General features: G+C 52.2%; 7 protein-coding genes. 2 read left to right on the top strand and 5 right to left on the bottom strand.

Annotated features, from left to right (window positions below):
* The first annotated feature begins 218 nt into the window (after nt 1-218).
* On the top strand, nt 219-749 hold the full coding sequence (locus LQZ19_RS14855; RefSeq protein ID WP_411048464.1) for an REP-associated tyrosine transposase: 531 nt from the start codon (nt 219-221) through the stop codon (nt 747-749).
* On the opposite strand, the gene LQZ19_RS14850 is transcribed toward LQZ19_RS14855, so the two are convergent.
* Nucleotides 746-988 carry a hypothetical protein gene (locus LQZ19_RS14850; RefSeq protein ID WP_411048463.1) on the bottom strand — a complete coding sequence of 81 codons (243 nt, stop codon included), beginning with the start codon at nt 986-988 and terminating at the stop codon, nt 746-748. The two genes, LQZ19_RS14855 and LQZ19_RS14850, sit on opposite strands and share 4 nt — an antisense overlap.
* A gap of 26 nt (nt 989-1,014) precedes the next feature.
* Here LQZ19_RS14850 and LQZ19_RS14845 point away from each other — a divergent pair, with 26 nt between their 5' ends.
* Nucleotides 1,015-1,266, top strand: coding sequence for a DUF3126 family protein (locus LQZ19_RS14845; protein ID WP_411048462.1), 252 nt, complete (start codon nt 1,015-1,017; stop codon nt 1,264-1,266).
* 246 nt (nt 1,267-1,512) lie between these two features.
* On the opposite strand, the gene LQZ19_RS14840 is transcribed toward LQZ19_RS14845, so the two are convergent.
* The 4 genes from LQZ19_RS14840 to flgF all read right to left on the bottom strand — a co-directional run bounded on the left by LQZ19_RS14840 (nt 1,513) and on the right by flgF (nt 4,406).
* Nucleotides 1,513-1,995, bottom strand: a complete 483-nt coding sequence (locus tag LQZ19_RS14840) for a hypothetical protein (protein WP_411048461.1) — start codon at nt 1,993-1,995, stop codon at nt 1,513-1,515.
* Nucleotides 1,996-2,166: 171 nt separating this feature from the next.
* The gene (locus tag LQZ19_RS14835) at nt 2,167-2,730 is read right to left on the bottom strand and encodes a rod-binding protein (protein WP_411048460.1); all 564 of its coding nucleotides are present in this window, start codon (nt 2,728-2,730) and stop codon (nt 2,167-2,169) included.
* A 12-nt stretch (nt 2,731-2,742) separates the two neighbouring features.
* Nucleotides 2,743-3,540: a flagellar basal-body rod protein FlgG gene (gene flgG / locus LQZ19_RS14830; protein WP_411048459.1), complete on the bottom strand. Its 798-nt coding sequence runs from the start codon at nt 3,538-3,540 to the stop codon at nt 2,743-2,745.
* 14 nt (nt 3,541-3,554) lie between these two features.
* Nucleotides 3,555-4,406, bottom strand: coding sequence for a flagellar basal-body rod protein FlgF (gene flgF / locus LQZ19_RS14825; protein WP_411048458.1), 852 nt, complete (start codon nt 4,404-4,406; stop codon nt 3,555-3,557).
* Nucleotides 4,407-4,767: the final 361 nt, after the last annotated feature.

Below are 4,767 nucleotides of genomic sequence, written 5' to 3'. Positions count from 1 at the left end.
TCCCAGTTCCAGGACGTTTATCTCCAGTAAATCCGTAAACTCAGCGCCGGACTGCACATTTCGGATGCTATACCTATTATAGTAACCTGCCTCCTCAGGAATCAATATGCCCCCGCAAATTACGAGGTCGGGGTCAATTTGACGCCTAGTGCCTAAAGCAAAATACAGCGGGGACGCATATAGCTTCAAACGGTGCCAGGCACCGATCTGGAGGTTGTATGCGGAAGAAGAGGGAGTTTGTTGAGAGGGCGGTTTATCATGTTACGTCTCGGACGAATGATAAGCAGCGCTTGTTCCGGGACAGGCTGGGGAAGAAAATCATGCTGATGACTTTGCGGAACGCGAAGGATCGGTTTGGGTTTTCTTTGTTCAACTTTTGTATTATGCCGAACCATATCCATTTGCTGATATGGCCTAGCGACGGGGGGGATCTTTCCCGGATTATGCACTGGGTTAAGACCAATTCTTCGAAGTGGTACAACGGGGTGCGTGGGAGAACGGGGCACCTGTGGGGGAATCGGTATTTTGCACGGGAGATTCAAACCCCGGAGGATTATTATGCCGTGATGGGGTATATCGACCGGAATCCGGTTAAGGCGGGGCTTGTCCCCCTGGTGGGGGACTGGGAGGAGTCGGGGGCGTACCATATTCAGCACAGACTTACAGGGCTTGTGGACTATGATGAGTTTACCGAACTGCTCTATGCCCGGCAACTGCTGTTACCGGATCGGCGCCAGGCACGTTTTTAATCATCGTATAGGCCGGTGATGGACATGATTTGTTCTTCATTTAAACCGTAGTGTTGTAATTGCTCCGCCATGTAGCGGAGTTTTATTTGAAACTCGTCATCCAGGGCGGTATAGGCTATGATCAGGCCCTCCTCCCGGCCTTCGGCAAAGCCTTCCTTGCGGCCCTGTTCCAGCCCTTTATGATAGGCGTATCCGGTATAACTAATACTGTCGGAAACAAATAGTGTTCTTTTTTGCATAGAAGCCTCCGACAAGGTACGGCTTTATGATGGGGTTTGCTTTAGTGTGGGAAAATTATTTTGCCAAAATGGTGCCTGGCACCGATCTTGTCGAAGGCTATCTTCGGCGGAGGCTTGGAAACGGCGAGATTCGGCTGAAGCAGTCGAATAACGACGAAAATATGGCCGAGGTTTTGATAGGAGACGAGTTCGTGGGCACTCTGTACCAGGACACGGACGAAGGCGAGATTTCATTCGATTTCAATATGTCGATAATCAAGGAAGACTTGGTGGGCTAGGGCGCGCGGGGGCGGTGGGAAAGCGGAAAATTAGCTAGGTTTTTTGCGTGCGCTCACGTCCAGAGGACGTAGCACGCTCGCGCCAGCCCACCGACGGCGGGCGCGAAAACACTCGCCAAAGGCTCGATATAAGTTTTCGCTGCGCCTGGGCTGGCAAGATTACAAACTATAACAAGAATCTAAGCGGATTGCGGAGAATTATTAGAAAATAGTAAGGATTTCTAATAATTTAAGAATCCACCTAGTTTATTCTCCCCGTGCGCGGTCGGTAACCGCCGCGTGCAATGCCCCGTTCCGCGCTTGCTCAGCTTGTGCTGCCAAATCCCGCGCTTTCGCTTCAGCGGAAATTATATAGTCTTGAGGATTACCACTATATAAATCTATCATATACATATCATCTATTGATATAAAATCTTCTGCTGAAAGTTCCGGTAAATTTCCATTATGATTTGCATTTTTATCATCAAACCTAACAGGAACCCCTTTTTGTAATAACGAATTTGTAAAACTACCGGCTTTTGCAGAACTGTCCCTATAACCAAAATATCCAGTATAATTTGGAATTTTTTGCCCATTTGTGGCTATGTGTAATATTGTTACATCTGTTCTAGCATCGGTTCTTAAAACAATAATCCCTTCTTTTTCTTCTGCAAATCCCTTTATTATACCGGCCGCCATAAGAAATGCCAGCAGACCACCCTTTAGTTTGTTTTTTGTTTTTTGTTTCATTTTAATCCCCCTCGAAGGTGCCTGGCACCTTTTTGGAAATATTATCATGGAGTAAGACGGAAAACAAGGGAGTTTATCTAAAAAATGTTAGGCGTCTCTTGTATACTATACAAAGATGTAGTATAATTTAGACATATCACCAATAGAAATCGGAACTTGCCGAAAAGGCGCCTACCGCGCGATAACCTTTCCCCGCTGCCCCGTAAGTTCCAGGTAGGCCAGGTCCGCCAGGCCGAAGTTTGCGTTCTCCGTGTAGGTCTTGGCGTATTCATCGTAGAGCATATCCTCGTACATCTTCCCCGCAAAGCTATCGTCAATCAGGCCGGTTTTCTGTACCGTGTTCCGCATACCGGAGATGAGGGTCTTGGTCAGGAACGTTTCCAGCGCCAGGCACTGTTCGTAAAGTTTGCCGCTTTTGTCTATTATGGGTTTGCGGTTTGAGAAGGGGATCATCTCGGTTTCAGGCGCAGCTCTGTCCCCGGCTTGGTTTGCCGACGGCTCAGTAATTTCGGCGCCCTCCCCATCGGCGCTGCCGGGCAGCTTGGGGACGGCGCTCAGAATCCGGTCCATCTTGGCGCTTTCCAGGAGAGCTGCGAAGGCGCCATTGCCCCCGCTCTCCGTTCCGGTCGATGACGAAGCGGAAAGGCCGGATTGGGTTCCCCCGGTCAGCCCTGCGAAGGGCGAAACGAACCGGGTGTTATTTAAGTACTGGGCTCCCAGGGCTTGGACATCCATCTATGTTCTCCGTTATCGTTTCAGGCCTGTGGCGGTACCGAGCATGTTATCGCTGGTCTGAATAGTTTTAGAGTTGAACTCGTAGGCGCGCTGGGCCACGATAAGGTCCACCATTTCCCGTACCACCGATACGTTGGACATTTCCAGAAACTTGTGGACCAGTTTACCCATACCGTCGTAGCCGGGTTGGCCGGGGATGGGTTCCCCCGAGGCCTGGCTGAGCTTAAAGAGGTTTTCACCCACCGAGGTGAGACCCACGGGGTTGGGGAAACGGTAGAGTTCCAGTTGGCCCACCTGAACGGAATCGTCGCCGGACTCGGGGGTCTTTACTTCCACCCGGCCGTCCTGGGAGACGGTGATGGTCTGGGGGAGGAAGCCCTCGGGCATCACGATATCCGGGAGTACCCAGTAACCGTTGGAGGTAACCAGCCGGCCATTTTCATCAACCTTGAAAGCGCCGTCCCGGGTGTAGCCGTAAGTGCCGTCGTACATCTGGATGCGGAAAAAGCCTTCTCCGTTGATTGCGATATCGTAGACATTCTCCGTGCTCTGGAGGCTGCCCTGGGTGAACATCCGCTGGGTGGCGGCGAGTTTAACCCCGTGGCCCATCTGGACCCCCACGGGAACCACCGTGTCCTCCGTGGCAGGGGTACCCGCAACTTTGGTGGTCTGATAGAGGAGATCCTCAAAATCCGCCCGGACCTTTTTGAAGCCCGAGGTGTTCACGTTCGCCAGGTTGTTAGAAATAGTATCAATATTGGCCTGTTGGCCTATCATGCCGGACGCGCCGGTCCATAAACTCCGTACCATCTGTTACCTCTTTTTTAACCGAATTTTGCAACTTGATTTATCAAGGTGCCGAGCATAGAATCTTCGCTCTGAATCACCTTTTGGTTCGCCTCATAGGCGCGGTTTACTTCTATCATTTGGACCATCTCCAGGACCGGGTCCACATTGGACGCCTCCACAAAGCCCTGTACCACCCGGGGCCGCCCGTTCATTTCCATAACCTGCGCTTCCCCCGAGGTATCGGTTGCCTGATACAAGCTGGACCCCTGCTTTTGCAGATAGCGGTCCAGATCAAAGTCCACCACCTTCAGGGTATCCAGGAGCACCGTCTCGTCCCAGGTATTGTTTTCCCGGCCAACCATCAGCTCCGGATCGTCGGCGTACCGGGCGTTAATCCAGACGCCACCCTCTTTATCAACCTGAAAGTTATTCGCCTTCACCCGCAGGGGCCCATTCTCGCCCAGCACCGGGTAGCCTTCCTTGGTTTCCAGATAGCCCTCTTTGCCCAAAACAAAGGAGCCGTTCCGGGTATACCGCTCGCCCCAGGGAGTCATCACCGCCAAAAAGCCCTTACCGTCCAGGGCAATGTCGAAATCGCTCTGGGTTTCCTTCATGGCCCCCTGCTGGAAGTCGGTGAACAGCTCGTTAAGCTCCACTCCGGTACCCAGCTTCCCGATAATCGGCGCCGCATCGGCGGACCCAAAGGGATGCCGGTAGACCCCGTCGTCGTCCATACGGCGCATCAGCAGTTCCGGAAAAGCCTTGTGGACCGCCGTATCTTTCTTATACCCGTCCACTTCCACGTTAGCCAGATTATTCGCCACCGCATCGAGCTTCCACTGCTGGGCCCGCATCCCGCTGGCCCCGGTATACCATCCTCTAATCATCGCTTAACCTCTATTTAGGCAGCCCTGCTGCCACGTAAATCGAACGGGAACGAAGTTCCCGATGCCCCTCTTTACACTATATCGGCGCAGGAAAATAAAAGATTAGAGGGGGTGACTAATGCATTTCCCTGGGCAGCGCCGTACATAGGGTACGGGGAAGGCCGGATCTTCGGCCTGCCGGCAGTTTGCCGGAATATCCCCGGTGTGGTATAATATCCTAATGGAACGAGGTAAAACGGCGGGAACAGTTTTCGAAGAGATCACCCTGAAAAACGAGGGTGACAAAATCAGGGTTGAGTGCGGAGTTATCAAGGAGTCAGAAATCCGCCAAACAACGGTACAGGTCGTGGTAGACACCGGC

It is taken from the genome of Treponema primitia (assembly GCF_046533075.1).
In the GTDB taxonomy this organism is placed as follows: Bacteria; Spirochaetota; Spirochaetia; order Treponematales; family Breznakiellaceae; genus Termitinema; species Termitinema primitia_B.
This window is presented reverse-complemented; position numbering and strand designations above follow the sequence as displayed.